The 12,593-nt window shown below is 75.7% G+C and carries 12 protein-coding genes; 5 read left to right on the forward strand and 7 right to left on the reverse strand.

Annotated features, from left to right (window positions below):
* Positions 1-102: 102 nt before the first annotated feature.
* Together IEZ07_RS23800 and IEZ07_RS23805 are read right to left on the reverse strand one after the other, a co-directional pair.
* Positions 103-1,701: an ATP-binding protein gene (locus tag IEZ07_RS23800; RefSeq protein ID WP_191896763.1), complete on the reverse strand. Its 1,599-nt coding sequence runs from the start codon at positions 1,699-1,701 to the stop codon at positions 103-105.
* Entirely contained in the window at positions 1,691-2,365 is a 675-nt protein-coding gene (locus IEZ07_RS23805) for a response regulator transcription factor (RefSeq protein WP_068893852.1), read from the reverse strand. The genes IEZ07_RS23800 and IEZ07_RS23805 overlap by 11 nt, the downstream gene beginning before the upstream one ends.
* A gap of 218 nt (positions 2,366-2,583) precedes the next feature.
* On the opposite strand from IEZ07_RS23805, the gene IEZ07_RS23810 reads away from it, so the two are divergent.
* The 3 genes from IEZ07_RS23810 (at position 2,584) to IEZ07_RS23820 (ending at position 5,946) form a co-directional block, all read left to right on the forward strand.
* Positions 2,584-3,795, forward strand: a complete 1,212-nt coding sequence (locus IEZ07_RS23810; RefSeq protein WP_239320353.1) for a LolA family protein — start codon at positions 2,584-2,586, stop codon at positions 3,793-3,795.
* Between the two features lie 74 nt (positions 3,796-3,869).
* Positions 3,870-4,937, forward strand: coding sequence for an ABC transporter ATP-binding protein (locus IEZ07_RS23815; protein ID WP_191896765.1), 1,068 nt, complete (start codon positions 3,870-3,872; stop codon positions 4,935-4,937).
* Positions 4,924-5,946 carry a DUF2705 family protein gene (locus tag IEZ07_RS23820; RefSeq protein ID WP_191896766.1) on the forward strand — a complete coding sequence of 341 codons (1,023 nt, stop codon included), beginning with the start codon at positions 4,924-4,926 and terminating at the stop codon, positions 5,944-5,946. The genes IEZ07_RS23815 and IEZ07_RS23820 overlap by 14 nt, the downstream gene beginning before the upstream one ends.
* 96 nt (positions 5,947-6,042) lie before the next feature.
* On the opposite strand, the gene IEZ07_RS23825 is transcribed toward IEZ07_RS23820, so the two are convergent.
* Positions 6,043-6,816 carry a YcnI family copper-binding membrane protein gene (locus IEZ07_RS23825; RefSeq protein WP_191896767.1) on the reverse strand — a complete coding sequence of 258 codons (774 nt, stop codon included), beginning with the start codon at positions 6,814-6,816 and terminating at the stop codon, positions 6,043-6,045.
* Positions 6,817-6,861: 45 nt separating this feature from the next.
* The gene (locus IEZ07_RS23830) at positions 6,862-7,431 is read right to left on the reverse strand and encodes an MFS transporter (RefSeq protein ID WP_191896768.1); all 570 of its coding nucleotides are present in this window, start codon (positions 7,429-7,431) and stop codon (positions 6,862-6,864) included.
* A gap of 159 nt (positions 7,432-7,590) precedes the next feature.
* On the opposite strand from IEZ07_RS23830, the gene IEZ07_RS23835 reads away from it, so the two are divergent.
* Positions 7,591-8,085: a hypothetical protein gene (locus tag IEZ07_RS23835; protein ID WP_191896769.1), complete on the forward strand. Its 495-nt coding sequence runs from the start codon at positions 7,591-7,593 to the stop codon at positions 8,083-8,085.
* Positions 8,086-8,234: 149 nt separating this feature from the next.
* On the opposite strand, the gene IEZ07_RS23840 is transcribed toward IEZ07_RS23835, so the two are convergent.
* Entirely contained in the window at positions 8,235-9,443 is a 1,209-nt protein-coding gene (locus IEZ07_RS23840) for an ROK family transcriptional regulator (RefSeq protein WP_191896890.1), read from the reverse strand.
* Positions 9,444-9,496: 53 nt separating this feature from the next.
* On the opposite strand from IEZ07_RS23840, the gene IEZ07_RS23845 reads away from it, so the two are divergent.
* Positions 9,497-10,921, forward strand: coding sequence for an MFS transporter (locus IEZ07_RS23845; protein ID WP_191896770.1), 1,425 nt, complete (start codon positions 9,497-9,499; stop codon positions 10,919-10,921).
* A gap of 90 nt (positions 10,922-11,011) precedes the next feature.
* Here the strand turns inward: IEZ07_RS23845 and IEZ07_RS23850 are convergent, their stop codons facing one another.
* Both IEZ07_RS23850 and IEZ07_RS23855 read right to left on the reverse strand, forming a co-directional pair.
* Positions 11,012-11,788 (reverse strand): ABC transporter ATP-binding protein, encoded by a 777-nt coding sequence (locus tag IEZ07_RS23850; protein WP_191896771.1) that lies wholly within the window; start codon positions 11,786-11,788, stop codon positions 11,012-11,014.
* 4 nt (positions 11,789-11,792) lie between these two features.
* The gene (locus tag IEZ07_RS23855) at positions 11,793-12,581 is read right to left on the reverse strand and encodes an ABC transporter permease (protein WP_191896772.1); all 789 of its coding nucleotides are present in this window, start codon (positions 12,579-12,581) and stop codon (positions 11,793-11,795) included.
* Positions 12,582-12,593: the final 12 nt, after the last annotated feature.

Consider the following 12,593-nt stretch of genomic DNA (forward strand, 5'->3'; position numbering starts at 1 on the left):
GGGTCGCCGGGCAGGCCGAGGGCCTGGTGGACCGTGCGGTGCAGGTGCGCGCGGAAACGGCGCACGGCGGGGGCGCCGGGGCCGCGGCGGTCGCCCGCCTGGTCAGGAGAGCGGGAGGCGCACCACCGCGCGCAGGCCCGGGGCGGCGTCCTCCAGGTGCACCGCGCCGCCGTGCGCGTCGACCGTCTCGCGGACGATCGCCAGACCCAGGCCCGCCCCGCCCTCGTCGCGGCTGCGTGCGCTGTCCAGCCGGGTGAACCGGTCGAAGACCCGCTCCCGGTCGGCCTCGGGGATGCCGGGCCCGTCATCGGCCACCGTCAGCACCGCGTCCGCGCCCTCGGTGCGCAGCTCGACCACCACCGGCGAGACGGTGTGCCGCAGCGCGTTGTCGACCAGGTTGACCACCACCCGCCCCAGGTCCAGCGCGTCCCCGGCCACCACGACGGCCGCGCCGTCCTCCCCGCCGCCCCGCACGCCGGTCGGGGCCACCGGGAACGCCGGGGCACCGGCCCGTCCCGCGTCCCCGGGGCCACCGGGGCCGCCGGGCCTGCCGGGAGCACCGACGATCCTCACCGTGACCGCCGCGCCGTACCGCTCGACGGTCTGCGGGACCAGCTCGTCCAGCCTGACCGGCTCGCGGCGCGCGAGCGCGCCGCCCCGCTCGTCCAGGCGCGCCAGCGCGAGCAGGTCCTCCGCCAGCCGGGTCAGGCGCGTGGTGTCCTCCAGCACGCCCTCGGCGGTCTCCCGCCAGTCGTCCGCGCCGCCCGGGTGGCCGAGCGCCACCTCCAGCTGGAGCCGGATGCTGGCCAGCGGGCTGCGCAGCTCGTGCGCGGCGTCGGAGACCAGGGAGCGCTGCCGGGCGTCGGCCCGTTCCAGCCGGTCCAGCATGGCGTTGAGCGTGGTGGCCAGGCTGTAGACCTCGTCGCGCGACTCGGGCACCGGCAGGCGGCGGGACCGGGCGGTGCCGGTGATCTCCTCGGCGCCGCGGCGCAGTGCGGTGATGGGCCGCAGGGTCCGGCCGACGATCACCCAGCTGACCGTGGCCAGCAGCACCAGCAGCAGGGGAGTGCCGACGAGCAGCACCCGCCCGGCGGTGGAGATGCTGGTCTCCACCTCGCTGAAGACCCGCGCCGCGATCACCGTCTGCCCCCGGTCCGCGCTGAGCACCCGCACCCGCAGCAGGTGCGGGATCCCGTACGGCTCGCCGCCCAGGAAACGCGCGCGGCCCTGCGCCAGCGAGGCGGCCCGCTCCCGGGCGTCCAGCAGCGGCACGAGCCGGTCGGTGCCGGTGGTGGCGTGGGTGATCCGCCCGGCGGCGTCGAGCACCTGGATCAGGGTGCCGTCGGGCGAGGTCAGCTCGCCGGGCAGCCGCCCGGCGTCGGCGAGCGAGACCATCTCCCGGGCCCGCTGGTAGAGCGACTCGTCGATCCGGTCCAGCAGCGCCCGGGCCAGCACGCCCATCATCACGTAGGCGGAGACGGCCAGCGCCACCGCCAGCACCGCCGAGGCGACCGCGGTCAGCCGGAAGCGCAGGCTCCTGCGCCGCCACCACCCGGCCGTACGGCGGGCGCCCGAGCCCCGCCTCCGCCCGTCGCCGCGGGCGGCCCCGCGAGGAGATCCGGTGGATCCGGGACCCCCCGGAGAAGCGGGAACGCCGGGAGCACCGGGAACACCGGGGGCTCCGGAGGGCTCAGCCGCCATCGCCGGCCAGCCGGTATCCGGCTCCCCGCACGGTCTGCAGCGCGTTGCGGGAGAACGGCACGTCGATCTTGCGGCGCAGGTAGCCCACGTAGACCTCGACGACGTTCGGATCGGTGTCGAAGGTGTCCCAGACGTGCTCCAGGATCTCGGTCTTCGACACCACCTCGTCGTGCCGCCGGAGCAGGTACTCCAGCAGGGCGAACTCCCGGGGCGTCAGCTCCACCGGCGTCCGCCCCCGGCTGACCTTCCGCCGGGCCGGGTCCAGCGACAGGTCCCCGGCCCGCAGCACGGCGGGCCGCCGCCCGGCGCCGCGCCGCAGCAGGGCCCGGAGCCTGGCCACCAGCACCACGTAGGAGAACGGTTTGGTGAGGTAGTCGTCGGCGCCCAGATCCAGGCCGTCGGCCATGTCGTACTCGCCGTCCTTGGCCGACAACATCAGGATCGGCACCCAGTTCTCCTCGGCCCGCAGCTGTTTGCAGACGTTGTAGCCCGAGAGCCTGGGCAGCATGATGTCCAGCACGACCACGTCGTAGTCGCCCTGCCTGGCCAGGTGCAGGCCGTCCTCGCCGTCGTGCGCGAGGTCGACCGCGAACCCCTCGGCCTGCAGCCCGCGCTGGAGCGCCGCGGCCATCCGCCGCTCGTCCTCCACGACGAGAACCCTCATCCCTGCCTCCTCTTCGTCCGCCCCATCTTCGGCCAGCACCGCTGAGAGGCGGCTGAGAACCCTGTGGAGGCTCTCAGCTCGTCTCAGCTCCCGCACAGGACCGCCCATGCAGGCTGCTGGTGAAGGCACAGACGGACATGAAAGACATACCGTAAGGGAGTGACATGTCAGAGCAGGAACACCGGCGGGCCCGAAGAGGCCGCGCCGTGAGGTGGGGCGTGCCGATCGCCGCGGTCGCGGTGGTCGCGGGAGCCGTCGGCGCGGGCCCGGTCATCGCGGCGGTCCAGGGGGACCCGGCGCTGCCCGAGCGCACCGCCGAGCAGTTGCTCGCCGACGCCGTCCGGGCGAGCGAGTCCGGGCTGAAGCCCATGTCCGGCACCCTCGTGCAGACCTCCTCCTTCGGCCTGCCGGGGCTGCCGCAGGTGACGGGGACGGGCGGCAGCTCGCCCACCGCGCTGCTCGCCGGCTCCCACGAGCTGAAGGTCTGGTACGGCGGCGCCGACAAGGTCCGCCTGGCGCTGCCCGGCCGGATGAGCGAGACCGACCTGATCGTCGGAGGCGGTCAGGCCTGGCTCTGGGAGAGCGACGCGAACAGGGCCACCCGCGTCAAGGCCGACCCCGCGGAGCTCGCCGAGCACGGTGCCGGACACGGTGCCGGACACGGTGCCGGACACGGTGCCGGACACGGTGCCGGACACGGGCCCGGGCGGGGGACGCACGGCCCCGGGCCCACCGGGGCGCTGCCCCAGGGGGGCACGCCGCAGCAGATCGCGCAGGAACTGCTCAAGCGGGCCGACGCCGACACCGCGGTCGGCGTGACCAGCAACGAGAAGGTCGCCGGACGTGACGCCTACCAGCTCACCCTCGCGCCCAAGGACGCCTCGTCCCTGGTGAAGGAGATCAGGCTGGCGCTCGACGGGGAGACCCTGACCCCGCTGCGGGTCCAGGTCTACGCCGAGGGCTCGGCCGAACCGGCCTTCGAGGTGGGCTTCACCACGGTGACCTTCACCCCGCCCGCTCCGGAGAACTTCACCTTCACCCCGCCGCCGGGAGCCGAGGTCGAGGAGAAGTCGCTCTCCGACCTCGCCCCCGGGCTCACGGAGCGGCAGGACAAGGGCGAGGAGATGAAGGGCGAGGCCGAGATCGTCGGCAAGGGCTGGACGGCGGTCGCCGTGCTCCCCTTCTCCCTGCGGGACCTCCAGGAGGGCAAGCCGGAGCAGGCCCCCGGCGGCGAGGCGGCCGAGGCCGCCAGGGATGCGGACGCCGTGGCCGAGGCCCTGCTGAAATCCGCCACCCCGGTCAGCGGGACGTGGGGCAGCGGCAAGGTCATCCGGACCAAGCTGGTCTCCGCATTGCTCACCGACGACGGCCGCCTGCTCGTCGGGGCGGTCACCCCCGAGAAGCTGGTCGAGGTGGCCGGCCGGAAGTGAGCGTGCCCCCGGGGACGCCCGTCGCGGCGTCCCCGCCTCCCGCCCAGGACCGGACGACCGAAGGAGCACCCGTGGTGACCGTCCGCACCGACCAGACCCCCCGCACGGACAGGACCGCCCCGGGGGAGGAGACCGCCCGGACCGCCCGCGGGGAGGGGACCGCCCCGGCCGGCGGGGGCGCCGCACCGTCCCCGCCGGCCGGGAACTCGGCGGACCACGCGATCGTGATCCGGGGACTGACCAAGCGCTTCCGCGGCGGGCAGGTGGCCGTGGACCGCCTCGACCTGGCCGTGCCGCGCGGCTCGGTCTTCGGCTTCCTCGGCCCGAACGGCTCGGGCAAGACCACGACGATCCGCATGCTGCTCGGGCTCGTCGCCCCGACGGCGGGCGACTGGGAACTGCTCGGCACGCCGATGCCCGGCGGGATCGGCGCCGTGCTGCCCCGGGTGGGGGCGCTGGTAGAGGGACCGGCGTTCTACCCCTACCTGTCCGGTGAGGCGAACCTGCGCCGCTACGACGCCGCCGACCCGGCCGCCGACCCGCGCACCGCCGCGAGCCGGATCGGCCTCGCCCTGGAGCGGGTCGGGCTGACCGCGGCGGCCCGCAAGCGCTACCGCGCCTACTCGCTGGGCATGCGCCAGCGGCTCGCCATCGCCGCCGCGCTGCTCGGCCCGAGGGAGCTGCTGATCCTCGACGAGCCGACCAACGGGCTGGACCCGCAGGGCACCCGCGAGGTGCGCTCGCTCGTCGCGGAGGTCGCCTCCGGTGGGACGACCGTCTTCGTCTCCTCTCACCTGCTGGCCGAGATCGAGCAGATGTGCACCCACGTCGGCGTCATGCGCGCCGGCCGGCTGGTGGCCGAGGGCCCGGTCGCCGAGCTCCGGGCGGGGGAGGAGGCCAGGGTCCGGGTGGAGACGCCGGACCCCGCCGCGGCCGCCGCCGTACTGGCCGGGCTCGGGCTGACGGAGGTCCGGACCGGTGCGGCGGAGGCCGGTGCGGCGCTCGGCGCGCTCCCGCCCGAGCGCGTCACCGCCGCCCTGGTGGCAGGCGGTGTCGCGGTACGCGGGCTGGCCGTGCACCGGCCGAGCCTGGAGGACGTGTTCGTGGGACTGACCGGGGAGGGTTTCGATGTCGACGGCTGACGCGGCGGTTGATCCGGCGGTGGGGACGGCGGCCGGGGCGGTGCCGGAGACGGCGGAGGCCGGGCCGGGAGCCGGGACGGGAACCGGGGCGGGAACCGGGGCGGGAACCGGCCCGGCCGCCGGGACGCGGGCCGGGGCTCTCGCCGGGATCACCGAGGGGCCGGCGAGACGGCCGGGCGCGGTGCGGGCCTGGTCGCGGCTGCTCGTCTCGGAGACCGGGCTGATCTTCCGGCGGCCGCGCAACATCGCCATGCTCGCCGTCCTGGCGCTCGTGCCGGTCCTGCTGGGCGCGGCGCTGCGCCTGTTCGGCGGCCCGGACGAGGGCGAGGCCGGCGGCGGAGGAGCGATCTTCGCACAGATCGCCGGGAACGGGCTCTTCCTCACCTTCGCCGCGCTCGCGCTGCTGGTGCAGCTGATGCTGCCCGTGGCCGTCGCGGTGGTCGCCGGGGACGGCATCGCCGGGGAGGCGGGCGGCGGTACGCTGCGCTACCTGCTCACCGCCCCAGCGGGCCGGACCAGGCTGCTGACCGTCAAGTACGCGGGCGCGGTCCTCTTCAGCCTGGCGGCGGTCGCCCTGGTGGCGCTGTCCGCGCTGCTCACCGGGCTGGCGCTGTTCCCCGCGGGACCGATCACGCTGCTGTCGGGCACGACGATCCCCTTCGCCGAGGGGGTGCTCAGGATCGGCGTCGTCGTCCTCTACGCCACGGCGGGGATGGCCGCCCTGGCCGCCGTCTCGCTGGCCCTGTCGACGCTGACGGAGGTGGCCGTCGGCGCCATCGCCGCCACCGTGGTGCTGGTCATCGCCGCCCAGGTCGTCAGCGCCATCCCGCAGCTGTCGGGGCTCCAGCCGTACCTGCTGACGCACTGGTGGAGCGGGTTCGACGGGGTCCTGCGCGACCCGGTGGCGACCGCGGAGATGGGGCAGGGCCTGCTGGTCTTCGCCGCCTACACCGCGATCTTCGGTTCGGTCGCCTGGGCCCGCTTCACCGGCAGGGACGTCACCGCCTGAGGCCTCGGCGAGGTCGGCGCAGCCTGAGGCCCCCGGTGGGGACGGTGGGGACGGCGCGGTCCCGCGGAGCGCTGTGCCCTCCGCGGGACCGCCGCCTCAAGGGCGCTTCGCGTCCGGGCCGGCCGCGGGGGCCGTACGGCTCCCGCGGCGCAGGCCGAGCAGCCCTGCCGCGAGCCCGGCCAGTCCGGCGGCCAGGCCGGCGCCGCCGAGCAGGCGGGCGGTGCCGTCGGAGGAGCCGGCCGGCGCGCCGGCGGCGACGGCGGCCGGGGCGACCGACGGCGTCGCGTGCGCCCCCGGAGAGGCCGGGTGGCCGCCGTGCCCGTCGCTCCCGGCGGCGGCCGGGGTGAGCCTCAGGACCGGGGCGGGGTGCTCGGGCTCGGAGCCGTCGGCCTTCGGCTCGTCGTCCCAGGCCACGACCTCGCCGCTGCTGTAGGTCTGGGTCGCGGGGAAGACCAGCCGGTCGGTGTCGGCGGGCAGTCTGCCCATCGACACCTCGAACTCCTGGAACTGGCCGGGTTCGATCTTCCCGCCCGACCAGGTGACCTTCGTGACGGCCTCGGTCAGCTCGCCGTACTCGGTGGTGACCGGCTTGGGCAGCTCGCCCTCGGTCACCTCGACCTTCCAGCCCGGCACCGGCTTGACCGAGACGAAGGCCAGCGGGTGGTCGGTGGGGAAGGTCACCTCGACCTTGCTGGTCGAGGCGTCGTCGCGCTCGTTCGGCACCCGGAAGGCGACCTTGGTGAAGCCGCCCTGCTCGGCGCTGCCTGGGTTGATCGTGACGTGCGCGAGGGCCGGTACGGCCAGGCCGAGCGTGAGGGCGGCGGCACCGGCGGTGACGGCCAGGGCGCGGCGCGCGGCGGAAAACGACATGGGAGATCTCCACTTCGACGAGAACGGGTGAATCGGGGGGATGGGTCAGACGGCGGGAAGTGGAGGACCGCGTCGGCTGACGGTGTGGCGGAGAAGGCCCCGGGCGGGGACGGGCGGCAGCGCCGGGAGCGGGGCGGACGGCGGGACGGGGAGGGGCACGGCTCCGGTGAGCAGCCGGAACGCCGATCCCAGGTGGTGGGCGGCCGCGCGCAGCAGCGCCCACAGGGCGGTCTCGCCGCGGGCCAGCCACCAGCCGGTGATCAGTGTGGCGGTCAGGTGGGCCAGGAGCATGCCCAGGCTCTGGCCCAGCCCCCGGCCGTGGAGGTGCCCGGCGAGGGAGGGCGCGGCGGGGCCGCCGCCCAGGGCGAACAGCTCGTGCAGGACCGCCTGCGCTCCGGTCAGCACCGTGGTGACCGTGCCGGCGGACCGCTCGCGTCCGGCGAGCGACGCGGACAGGACCGCCACCGCCGACGCTCCCGCGACCAGTGCCCACGGCTCCGGGCCCGAACCGCCTGCGGCGACGTGGCCGAGGGCGGCGAGCGTCACGCAGACGGCGGAGAAGGCGGCCGCGCGCGTGAGCCGGAGCGGGAGGAGGGCGAGCATGACGCGAGCCATGCTCTCACGGTGACGGCCCGGGATCGACTCCGGTGCGGAGCTCTGCATCGGGTCCGGCATCGGGCTCGGTGAACCGAAAGCATGTGATCCCTGCAGCTTTGCCGCTTTTGTGGCTATGGTTGCCGCGACCAGAACATGTCGAGGCCGAGGTGGTGGGGGATGCGGCACGTCTTCGGACTGCTCATCGGACTGGTGGTGACGGCGGTCCTCCTGCTCGGCGCGGGATGGGCGGCGGCGGAGATGGGCCTCGCCCTCCAGCCCGCCCAGGGCGTCGCCCCGCCCGCCACCGGCACCGGGCAGAACTGGGCCGCGCTGGCGGCGATGGCCGGGACCGGCCTCCTGATCGGCCTGCTGATCGTCGGCCGGGTCTCCCCGGTGGCCTGCTTCGTCCCGTCGATGGTCCTGCTCGCCTGGACCGTGGTCTACGTCCTGGACACCGGCCGGGGCCTGGGATTCCTGCCCGTCAACCCGACCTTCCACGAGGTGCTGCTCCAGGCGGGCCGTGGCATGCGCATCCTGCTCACCACCGGTGTCTACGCCCTCCTCGGCGTCGCCCTGTTCATCCCCGTCCTGCTGCCCTCCCGCTGGGCCGGACAGGACGGGGACGAGGACGGCGACGAGTACGAGGAGTCGAACGACCGGGCCTACTACTGATGGACGGGGACGCCGCACCGTCCGTTCCGCGCCGTTCCGGCCGGACGTCTCCGCTCGCGTATCGGCCCGCCAGCGTCCTCGTCCTCGTCCTCGCCATCGCCATCGTCACCGGTCCGCCCGGCCGCTGACGTCCTGTCCGGGCCGCGCGTTCAGCCGGCGCGCCCGGCCGCCCAGGCGCTGAGGCCCTCCTCCGTGAGGACGCCGTCGAGCGCGGTGACCGCGGCCCCGTGCAGCGCGCCGTCCCCGCCGAGAGCGGCGGCCACCACGGGCGGCGGATCCGGGCGGCGGAAGCGCATCAGCCCGCCGGCCAGGGCCGTGCCGAACTCCGGAGCGGCCGCGGCGCGCAGCGGCTCGGCGAAGCCGCCGAGCGTGACGATGTCGGGGTCGAAGGCGTTGATCAGCCCGGCGAGGCCGCGGCCGAACGCGCTCGCGGCGCGGCCCACCGCGGACCGGGCCGGCGCGTCCCGCGCCGCCCTGTCCACGGCCGCCTGCGCGTAGCTGCGCGGATCACGGGGCGGCGGCTCCCCGAGGTGGCGGGCGATGGCCCGCCCGTCGACGGTGAGATCCCAGCACCCCGTCGCGCCGCACGGGCAGCGCAGCGCGGGGTCGCCGAACGGCAGGTGGCCGAACTCCCCGCCGGCGCCGGCCGCGCCCGCGACAGGACGGCCGTCCACGACCAGGGTGCCGCCCACGCCGACCTCGATCGTGACGTGCAGCGCGGTGCCGGCCGTCGCGGCGGCGCCGTAACGGGCCTCGGCGGCGCCGGCCAGCGTCGCGTCGTTGCCGACGAGCAGCGGCAGGCGCGGATCGGGCACCAACCCGGTGAGATCCACCGCATCCCAGCCCAGCGCGGCGGACTGCACGACCCCGCCGTGCCGGACCGTCGCGGCGACGGCCACCGACACGGCCCGGACCCGGCCGCCGTGCCGTTCGCAGGCGCGCCGCACCGCTTCCGCGATCACGGTGACCACCCGGCCGGGCTCGCGGCTGGCGTGCGTGCCCGCTTCGGCGACGTGCGGCCTGCCGTCGAGCGCCGCGACCGCGATCCGCCAGTCCTCCTGCCGGATGTCGACCGCGATGACGACCGGGCCGTCCGGATGGGGGTGCAGCACCGTGGTCGGCCGCCCCCGGCCGGAGGCGGCGGCGGGGGTCTCGGCGAGCAGCCCCAGCTCCCGCAGCCGTGCGGTGATCTCGGTGGCCGAGCCGGTGGTCAGCCCGAGCCGCTGCGCCACGCCCGCCCGGGTGACGCCCGGTTCCCGGCGCATCTCCTCCAGTACGGCCAGCGCACCGCGCCAGCGGGCGTCCCGCGCGCGGACGGAGGCAGCGCGGGAGGACGGACGACCTGCGGGGCTTGTCATGGGCACCGCCCTCTCTTTATCCTCGACCGACGAGTTTATTGAAGGAGGACGCCGTGCCACGGCTGGACCGAACGACCGAGGCGATGCTCCTGGACATGGACGGCACTCTCCTCGACTCCGGCGCGTCTGTCGAACGCGTCCGGTCGGCGCGGGCGGGGGAGCACGGGCAGCGGCCGGGAGCCGCCGTGCGGGACGGCCGCGGGAGCGCGCCGGGGGAGCGGCGGGTCGTCCGGCAGGTCGGATTCGCGCAGGCGGCACTCGGGTTCACCGTCAACAGCCTCGGCGCGTGCCTGGTGCTGCTCGCCCGCGATCTCGGCGTGCATCCCGGCGAGCTGGCCTGGTTGTCGTCGTCCTTCGGGGCCGGCCTGCTGGTCGTCGGAGCGGCGGGACCACTGGTGCTGCGCCCGGGACCCCGGCCGGCGCTGCTGACGGCCGCCCTGGTGGCCGCCGCCGGTGCGGCGCTGCTCGCCGTCGCGCCGATGGCGGCGGCCGCCGCCACCGGCGCGCTCCTGCTGGGCCTCGGCGCGGCCGGGCTCGTCCTGGTCACCCCGGCCCTGCTGCACGGCCCGGACGCCGCCGCCCGTCTCGCCCGCGCCAACGCGGCGGCGAGCGTCAGCGCCCTGCTCGGACCGCCCGCCATCGGCGCCCTCGACGCCGTCGGTGCGAACGGCCGGCTCGCCCTCCTGCTGGCCGTCCCGCCGCTGCTGTTCCTCGCGGCCGACTCCCGGGCCCGCCCGCCGGCGGACTCCGGCGCCCGCGACCGGCGACCGCCCGCCGGCCCGCGGAGTTCCCGGCCCGAGGCGGACTCCGGCGGCCGGGCGCACGACCCCTCTCCGTCGCACGGTCCCTTTCGGGCGCACGTCCCCTCTCGGGCGCACGACTCCTCTCCGGTACGCGGCTCCCATCCGGCGCAGGGGGGCGGTGGCTCGGGCCCGCCGGTGGGGCGGCGGGCGGCCGGGGCGTGGGCCGCCATCGTGGCGGCCGTGTCGATGGAGTTCTGCTTCACGATCTGGGCCACGACCCGGCTGCAGGACACCGGGCTGACCGCGGCGGCGGCCGCCGCGACGGCCACCGCGTTCCTGGTGGGGATGGCGGCCGGTCGGCTCGCGGCACCGCGCCTGCTGGGGCGGGGGGTCCCGGTCGTCCCGCTGGGGTGCGGGTTCGCGGCGGCCGGAACCCTGGCCGTCGCCCTGACCGCCTCGCCCGCACCGGTCGCGGCCGGGCTGCTCGCCGCCGGGCTGGGGATCGCGCCGCTCTACCCGGTGACGCTCGCCCGGCTGGTCCAGGTGCCGGGGCTCACCGCGGCGCGGTCGGCGGCGTACGGCGCACTCGCCTCCGGCACCGCGATCCTGGCGGCGCCCGCGGCGCTGGCCGTTCTCGGGGCCGCGCTCGACCTGCGGACGGCGTTCCTGGTCACGGTGCCGCCGCTGGCGGCGGTCCTGGCCGCCGCGTCGTGGCCGCGCGCCCGGCCGGAGTAGGCAGGAGACACGTGCCCGGCCGGAACGGATGCGAGGAGGGGGCCCGCGCCCGGAGCGGGTGAGGAGCGGACGGGCGTGGCGCCGGGACCTTCACGGGGGCGCGGGCGTCCCAGGAGCCGAGCCGGTGTAGAGCCTGGCGACGACCTCCTCCAGGGAATCGCCGTCCGGACCCGTGGCGCGCAGTTCGTCGAGGGTGCCGTCGAATCCGAGCCTGCCGTGGTCGATGAGCATGACGCGGCGGCAGAGCTTCTCGATGTCGCCCAGGTCGTGGGTGGTGAGCAGGACGGTCGTGCCGCGCTCGGCGTTGAGGCGGCGCAGGAAGTCGCGCATGGCGGCCTTGCTCACCACGTCGAGGCCGATCGTCGGTTCGTCCAGGACCAGGACGGCGGGGTCGTGCAGGAGGGCGGCGGTGACGTCGCCGCGCATGCGCTGGCCGAGGCTGAGCTGGCGGACCGGAGTGTCCATGAAGGACCCGAGGTCGAGCAGGCCGGCCAGCTCGTCCAGCCGCCTCCGGAAATCAATCCGATCTACTTTGTAAAGATATCGGATCAGCTGGAAACTGTCCTTCAGCGGCAGGTCCCACCACAGGGTGGTCCGCTGTCCGAAGACCACCCCGATCCTGCGCGCGAGCGCGGTACGGCGGCGCGTCGGGTCGAGCCCGGCCACCCGCAGCCGGCCCGAGGTGGGGGCCAGGACGCCGGTGAGCATCTTGATGGTGGTGGACTTGCCCGCGCCGTTGGGGCCGAGATAGCCGACGAACTCCCCGGCCCCGACCGTGAACGACAGATCCCGCACGGCGTGCACGGTCCGCCGGGCGCTGCCCCGGCCGACGGTGAAGGAACGCCCGGCCCGGTCGACTTCGATCATCTGGTCAACTCCCCGTGGAACGGTAGCGGCGGATGCCGGCCCGCCAGGCCAGCGCGGCGGCCAGGGCGAGCAGCAGGGCGGCGAGCGGCGCGGCGAAGCGCAGCCAGTACGGCAGGCCGAGGGGGTCGGGCCGGTCCAGCACGTACAGGGCCGGCTGCCAGTTGACGAACGCCAGCGGGACGACGAACGTCACCCCCCTGACGAGCTGCTCGCCGTAGACGCTCAGGGGGTACTGGGTCAGCGCGCTGCCGCCGTAGGTGAAGGCGTTGGCCACCTCCGGGGCGTCGGTGAGCAGGAACTGCAGGGCCCCGCCGAGGGTGAAGATCGCGGCGAAGATGACGACTCCGCAGGCGATCATCAGCGGCACCATCCAGGTCCGCTCCCAGGGCAGGCCGAGCCGGGGCAGGGCGATGCCGAGCACCACCGCGGACTGGGCGAGCCGGCCGAAGCGGTGCACGCTGAAGCGGTCGGTCGCCATCTGGACGAACGCGGAGGCCGGCCGGATCAGCATGGTGTCGAAGCTCCCGCTCCGGATGTGGTGGCTGAGCCGGTCGACGTTGCCGAAGAGCGTGTCGGCCAGGGCGAAGGACATGTCCGCGGTGCCGTACAGGAACATGACCTCGGCCAGGCCGAACCCGCCGAGCGAGCCGGTGTGCTGGAAGATGATCCAGATGGCCGCGACGTCCAGGGCGTTGACGGCGAACGAGCCGAGGACCATCATCGCCAGCGACACGGGGTACTGGGCGGAGGCGCGCAGCCAGGTCCACGCGAGCAGCAGGTAGGTCCTAACCACGGGCGGCTCCGT

The sequence above is a fragment of the Planomonospora parontospora genome (assembly GCA_014647935.1).
Classification (GTDB): Bacteria; Actinomycetota; Actinomycetes; order Streptosporangiales; family Streptosporangiaceae; genus Planomonospora; species Planomonospora parontospora.

What these genes read in the sequence shown, in the direction of transcription:
- IEZ07_RS23840 (WP_191896890.1), bottom strand. Translation starts at nt 9,443, where the DNA reads ATGACAAGCCCCGCAGGTCGTCCGTCCTCCCGCGCTGCCTCCGTCCGC.
- IEZ07_RS23830 (WP_191896768.1), bottom strand. Translation starts at nt 7,431, where the DNA reads ATGGCTCGCGTCATGCTCGCCCTCCTCCCGCTCCGGCTCACGCGCGCG.
- IEZ07_RS23800 (WP_191896763.1), bottom strand. Translation starts at nt 1,701, where the DNA reads ATGGCGGCTGAGCCCTCCGGAGCCCCCGGTGTTCCCGGTGCTCCCGGC.
- IEZ07_RS23825 (WP_191896767.1), bottom strand. Translation starts at nt 6,816, where the DNA reads ATGTCGTTTTCCGCCGCGCGCCGCGCCCTGGCCGTCACCGCCGGTGCC.
- IEZ07_RS23850 (WP_191896771.1), bottom strand. Translation starts at nt 11,788, where the DNA reads ATGATCGAAGTCGACCGGGCCGGGCGTTCCTTCACCGTCGGCCGGGGC.
- IEZ07_RS23820 (WP_191896766.1), top strand. Translation starts at nt 4,924, where the DNA reads ATGTCGACGGCTGACGCGGCGGTTGATCCGGCGGTGGGGACGGCGGCC.
- IEZ07_RS23805 (WP_068893852.1), bottom strand. Translation starts at nt 2,365, where the DNA reads ATGAGGGTTCTCGTCGTGGAGGACGAGCGGCGGATGGCCGCGGCGCTC.
- IEZ07_RS23835 (WP_191896769.1), top strand. Translation starts at nt 7,591, where the DNA reads ATGCGGCACGTCTTCGGACTGCTCATCGGACTGGTGGTGACGGCGGTC.